Source organism: Streptomyces durocortorensis (genome assembly GCF_016901035.1).
Classification (GTDB): domain Bacteria; phylum Actinomycetota; class Actinomycetes; order Streptomycetales; family Streptomycetaceae; genus Streptomyces; species Streptomyces durocortorensis.
Map to the genome: position 1 here is coordinate 4,617 of NZ_JAFEUF010000177.1, position 6,235 is coordinate 10,851.

Below are 6,235 nucleotides of genomic sequence, written 5' to 3' on the forward strand. Positions count from 1 at the left end.
GGGGGGGGGTGGGGGGGGGCGGGTTCCGGGGGGGGGGGGGGGGGGGGGGGGGCGACGACGGGGGCCGCGGTTGCCCCCGGGGGGCCGGCGGATCGTTGGAGACGGAGCAGATCAACGCTCCCTCGACAAGCGCTAGTTGGCGTTCACCAGATCGTGGGCGGGAACCTTCACGGTCCGGGCGCCCTTCTTCCCGCCGAGGACGACCTTGCGCAGCGCGCTGTTGTTCTTGTGGTTGGTCTCCTTGAGGCGGTTCTCAGGGTTGGCGAGGACCTGGATGTAGTACGTGCCGTTCGGCAGGTTGGTGATGTCGAAGGACTGGCCGGGCAGGTCCTGGGTGTAGGTGTCACCGGAGCCGACGTCGAGCACCTCGCGGACGGAGATCGAGTTCTCCTGGCCGCACGCGGTGGACAGGTCGGTGTTGTCCGGGTGCCAGTTGGCGTTCTTCACCGTGTAGTCGACGGCGTCGGTGTTGGCGAGGCAGAACGCCTCCTTGCCGCTGCGAACCGACTCCTTCTTGTCGGCCTTCAGCAGCCGGTAGCTGGCGAAGTCCGTGAAGTGCCAGTGCTCGTGGCCCGGGCGCGGATCCCACTCCATGGTGCCGGTCGGGGTGTAGCCGACCTGCTTGCCCTTGGCGTCGTAGAAGTACTGGTAGGCGTCCATCAGCTTCTTGCCCGGGGAGCGGAAGCCGTCCACGACGAGCTTGGCCGGGCCCGCGTTCCACACGTTGGCGCTGAAGGCGAGGTAGTCCTTGCCGGGCACCTCCTCGTAACCGTCGCTGACGGTGATGCCGTACGCGGGCAGCGAGCGCAGGTCGGGCTTGGGCACGTCGGGCACGGTGACCTTGCCGGTGGGCCGCTTGGCGTTGGGCCGGGCGCCGGGGGCCTGCCGCGACCCGTCGGTCTGCCCGGAGCGGTCGCCGACCTTGGCGGCCGAGAAGGCCTGCCGCTGGAGGGACTCCTTCTTCAGCGCCCAGGGCAGGGCGGGCGGAGCCGGCGGGTAGGGCCCGTGGCCGACGTTGAACGTGGGGCCGGCGCCGGTCGTCCGGGCGGCGGGAGCCTCGGTACGGGCGGGAGCGCCGTGCGCGGCATGCGCACCGTGCCCGGCGGACGCGGCGGGTGCCTCGGAGGCCTTCCCGTGCCCTTCGTGCCCGGCGCCATGCCCGGCATGCCCTGCGGCGGACTTGCGAGCCGCGCCGCGGGGTGCGGCGGCGGCCGCGCTCTCCTCGTCGTCCCAACTGCGCTCGCGCACCGTGACCTTGACGGTCTGCGGCTTGTTCGCGATGCCGAAGAGGTCGCGGTACTTCTTCGTCACGGCGATCTTGGCGGTGTAGGTACCCGCGGCCAGCTTGACCGGCTTGGAGTAGTACCCGGCATAGGTGTTGGACGCCCAGCCGTTCTCCACGCCCCACACCGAGCCGAGGGTGAAGGGGTTCACCGGGCAGCTCTGCGGATACTTCGAGTTGGCGGGCGCGTCCGGCCGGATCCGCCCGGAGGCGTTGTTGGGGCAGAAGGCCTCGTTCTGCTTCAGCACGGTCTTGCCGGCCGCGTTGGTGACGGAGACCTGCGCGAAGTCCGGCAGCCCGGAGAAGTCCTTCACGAGCCCGGCGGGAAGCGCCTTGGACGTGGTCTTCTTCCCCTTCCGCAGCACCTGCGTGGCGACGACCGGATCCTTGTACGACTTACGGGTCACCTTGAGCTCGAAGGCGCCGTTCTCCGAGGTCAGATAGGTCCCGAGGTCCAGATAGACGCCGGGATCCTCCTTCCACGAGTCGAGCGTCACCGACTTGGAGGCGGCGATCAGGCTGAGCTTCGGCGTCGGCTCCGCGGTCTTCGCGTCGGGCGCGGCGGCGACGACGCCCGCCGTCACGGCGACGGCCGCGGCGATGGCGATCGACGGGCGGGTCAGGCGGTGTGTGCGGCCCTGCTGTGGTCTGGTCATCATCCCTCGTACTTCCGGACTTCCGAGTGCGTGATGGAACGTGGACGAGCAGCACGGCCCCAACTCAACTCACCTGTGGCGACGCTGTGTCCGGACTGTGAGAGGGCAACGGGGATACGCGGGTTGTCTCCGCTCCCCCGTTCGGCTCAGGGTTGTCCGAAAGTCATGCCCGAGCGGGCACCGCCCGCTCGCCCACGTCTTTGGGTGGCCGACGGCCCGTTCGGGCATCTCGTTGAACCGAGTCACGTCGTGGTGGCTAATCAATCACGCCGGAGCGGCGTTCCACGGAGCGATACGTTCCGGGGCCGTCTTGCCGCTCGATACGAAGCCCTGGTGAGATGGCTGCACAGACCCATCTGGAAGGCAGGAACGCGGAGCGTCGGCTATGCGTGGGTGGTGGCGGAAAATCCTCCGTGGCCGCCGGAGGAGGAACCATCATGAATGAACTCGCGGAGAACGGCAGAGTGCAGTTCCGGATTCTGGGCTCGTTCGAATGCTGGGACGGCAACGACCGAATCCGGGTCGGCGGACCTGTCCACGAAAAAGTTCTTGTCACGCTCCTGCTCGAACCCCAGCGCGTCCTGCCGGTCTTTCGGCTGGTGGAGGCCGCTTGGGACGACAACGCCCCCGCCACCGCCGCCCATCAGGTGCGCAAGGCCGTCGCAGAGCTACGACAGCGCATTCCCGGCGGACGGGATCTGATCGTCACCGAGGGGCCTGGCTACCGGGCTCTCGCCGAGCCAGCGCAGGTCGACCTCGGCAGATTCACCGAGGGATTAAAACAGGCCAGACAAGCTGCTGTTGCCGGACACAGTTCCTCTGCCATAACGACACTGCGGGAGGCGCTGGCCCTGTGGCGGGGGCCTCTGCTCGCGGGAGCCGGCGGATCGGTTTTCTCTGCGGCCTCCGCCGCCCTTGAGGAGCGCCGCCTCACCGCGGTGGAGCAGCTTTTCGACTTGCGGCTCGCGGTCGGCGAAAGCAGTGAGATCATCGGAGAATTGCGAGAATTCATCGATGCGCATCCGCTGCGGGAAACTCTGCGGGGCCAGCTCATGCTGGCGCTCTTCCGTACCGGCCGACAGGCCGACGCGCTGGAGGAGTTCGCCAAGGTCCGGGACCACTTGATCGAGGAACTCGGCATCGGCCCCGGCGACGCGCTCTCGGAGCTGCACAACGCGGTACTCCGCAACAGCCCGGAACTCGCCGCTCCGCAACTGCCCGCCGCTGCCCCCTTCACGCCGGAGGGCAATCCCTCCACCCTGCCCTACGATCTGCGCGACTTCACCGGACGGGAGGCGGAAGTCAGTGAGCTGCTCGGGTTCGTCGAGGAGGCCCCGGGCTCCGGACCGCTGATCGTCGCCATCGACGGTATGGGCGGAAGCGGCAAGACCTCGCTGGCCGTGCGCGCGGCACACCGGCTGGCGGAGAAGTACCCCGACGCTCAGCTCTACATTGACCTGCGCGGGTTCACCCCCAACGGCCGGCCCATGAGCGCGGGTGCGGCGGCCGAGGCTCTGCTGCGCATGCTCGGTGTGCCGGCCGACCGCATCCCCGAAGACGCGGAGGGCCGTATCGCCCTGTGGCGGCGCACGATGAGCACCCACCGGATGATCCTGCTGCTCGACAACGCCATGGACGACTCACAGGTCAGGCCGCTTCTCACCTCCCCCACCGAGACTCTGGTCCTCGTCACGAGCCGTGCGCTGCTCGTGGACCTCGACGCGGCTCATACGGTGTCCCTGGGGGTCATGCCGCCGGGCGACAGTGTCGCCCTCGTCGAGGGCGTACTCGGCCGGTCGCGCGCGGAGAACGAACCGGAGGCCGTCGCCCAGCTCACGGAGCTCTGCGGCCATCTCCCGCTCGCCCTGCGGATCGCGGCGGCCCGGTTGCGCAAGCGGCCCCGCTGGACCGTCCGTTACCTGGTCGACCGGCTCCGGGACGATGCCCACCGGCTGGCCGAACTCAACTCGGGTGAACGCAGCGTCGAAGTCACGCTGCGGCTCTCCTACGAGGGCCTGGCCGCCGACACCCGCGAGGCGTTCCGGCTCCTCGGTCAGTACCCGGGGGCCGAGATCAACACCTACGCCGCCGGGGCCCTGCTCGGGACCGGTCCCCGGGAGGCGGAGGAAGTCCTCGAGTACCTCCTCGACATGCATCTGCTCCAACAGCACGAAACCGGTCACTACGCCTTCCACGACCTCGTCCGCAGCTTCGCACAGAACCTTTCTCGTAGCGGGAACCGTCGGCAGCCGGTGGCCGGGGGGGAGCAGCACGTCACGGCCGAAGGAGACGGCGAGATCACGCAGGCCGTGGGCCGGCTGCTCGACTTCGCGCTGGCCGCGACCGACGCAGCCTGTGACCTGCTGTTTCCCGGGCGGGCCCGGATAGGCCGCACCGGGCCCCTTGGGTGGGTGGCCGAACTTCCGCCGCTGGAGACCGTCGAGCAGGCTCGCGACTGGCTGGAGCGCGAGCAGGACTCGCTGCTGGCCATCGTTTCCCTGGCCTACCGCTGGGAGATGGACCGGCACGTAGGGCTGTTGACGGCCAACGTCGTCTTCCCTCTCGATCTGCGAGGACACCTGGAGGAGTTCATGGAGCTGGGCCGGGTCGCGGTTGCCGCCTCCCGCCGGCTGGGCGACGCCGCTCTGCTGCGGCTCAGTCTCTCCAACCTTTCCGTGGCCTGCTGGAAGCTCGGGCGCCTCACCGAGGGCATCACGATGTCGGAGGAGGCGTTGGCCCTGTCCATCGGTCTCGACGACCGGCGCGGCGAAGCGAAGGACACCGGCGTCCTCGGGCTGCTGCTCAGCACCCTGGGGCGGTACGACGAGGCCCTGCCGCGACTGCAGCAGTCCATCGACATCAAGCGGCAGCTGGGCGCGGAGCGTGCCGAGGCCGAGTCCCTGACCAACCTCAGCAGCCTGTACGCCGAATGGGGGCGCTACCCGGAGGCGGTGGAGGCTGCCACCCGCTCCGTCACCCTTTCCCGCTCCATCGGCTCGGTGGACAAAGAGGTCGAGGGGCTGACCGATCTGGCCGTGGCGAGAATCGGGCTGGGCGAGATCGCCGCGGCTTCGGAGCTTCTGGCCCGGGCCCGCAAGCTGGCGGGGGAGACCATGTCACCCGCCGATCTGTCGCTGGTTCTCGCCCTGTCCGCCGAAGTCGCCGACCGGCTCGGTGAGAGCGTCCAGGCTGCGCAGTGGGGGGAGTCGGCCCTCAGCCTGGGCGATCTCAGCGCTGTTCCCATGCGTGAGGCCGCCGTCGGCAACATCATCGGCCGGTTCCACACGCGCAACGGCCGCTATTCAGCGGCCTTCGAACTCCACGCGCGGGCCCGCGACGCGGCCTCGCGCATCGGCTACCGCGTCGAGGAGGCCCGCGCGCTGGCCGGCATGGCCGACGCCCTGGACCGGATGGGCGAGCAGGAAGCGGCCTCGACCCACCGGGATGCGGCCCGGGAGGCGTTCGACGCCATGGGAGTCCCGGCGCCCCGGGCCGCGTGACCAGCCCCCGTTCGCCCGATGGGGAGTTCTGCGGCGGACATGAGAGCGCTCTCGCCGCCGGTGGCGACGAGAGCGCTCGGGGCAGCGGTTCAGACCGCGTTCGGGCCTTCGCCGTCGGAGGCGGGGGCGACGTTGGGGCCTTCGCCGGTGTCGGAGTGGGTGGCGATGAGGTTGGGGCCTTCGCCGGTGTCGGTCGGTGTGGTGGTTCGGTTGGGGCCCTCGCCGGTGTCGGAGTGGGTGGCGATGACGTTGGGGCCTTCGCCGGTGTCGGTCGGTGTGGTGGTTCGGTTGGGGCCCTCGCCGGTGTCGGAGTGGGTGGCGATGACGTTCGGGCCCTCGCCGGTGTCCGATCCGCCGAGGACCGCGGAGCGTGCGGTGGCGGACAGGGCGGAAAGACCGTCGTCCGACGCCACCGCGGAAGCGGCGCCTGTGGTCACCAGTACGGCGGCCGTAAGAATTCCCACCATCGTCGACACCGAGTTCCGCATGGTCTACCGCCTTATGGAGTGGTCTTGCCGGGGGGTCCTGCTGACGGGAATGACTTTCGCGGGTACTGCTCCCCGGTCGTTCCGCTTCCGCTACCCGTCGCCGACCGGCAGCCGGGAACGCGACAGGAAACCCCTGTACACGGGCGCAGGACACGCATGACAAGACCGCCGCGGCGGAGGGACACGTACACGAAAGGGGCCCCCCGCCCCCCCCCGGGGGGCCCCCCCCCCGGGGGGGGGGGGGGGGGGGGGGCGCCCCCCCCGGGGGCGGGGGGGGGGGGGGGGGCGGGGGGGGTGGGCGGGGGGGGG

General features: G+C 70.1%; 3 protein-coding genes. 1 reads left to right on the forward strand and 2 read right to left on the reverse strand.

The window, feature by feature from the left end:
• Nucleotides 1-132 precede the first annotated feature (132 nt).
• Nucleotides 133-1,941: a lysyl oxidase family protein gene (locus JS521_RS26150; RefSeq protein WP_205085431.1), complete on the reverse strand. Its 1,809-nt coding sequence runs from the start codon at nucleotides 1,939-1,941 to the stop codon at nucleotides 133-135.
• A gap of 434 nt (nucleotides 1,942-2,375) precedes the next feature.
• Between JS521_RS26150 and JS521_RS26155 the strand changes: the two genes are divergently transcribed.
• Nucleotides 2,376-5,438, forward strand: a complete 3,063-nt coding sequence (locus JS521_RS26155) for an AfsR/SARP family transcriptional regulator (RefSeq protein ID WP_205085432.1) — start codon at nucleotides 2,376-2,378, stop codon at nucleotides 5,436-5,438.
• Nucleotides 5,439-5,527: 89 nt separating this feature from the next.
• On the opposite strand, the gene JS521_RS26160 is transcribed toward JS521_RS26155, so the two are convergent.
• Nucleotides 5,528-5,926: a hypothetical protein gene (locus tag JS521_RS26160; protein WP_205085433.1), complete on the reverse strand. Its 399-nt coding sequence runs from the start codon at nucleotides 5,924-5,926 to the stop codon at nucleotides 5,528-5,530.
• Between the last annotated feature and the right edge of the window lie 309 nt (nucleotides 5,927-6,235).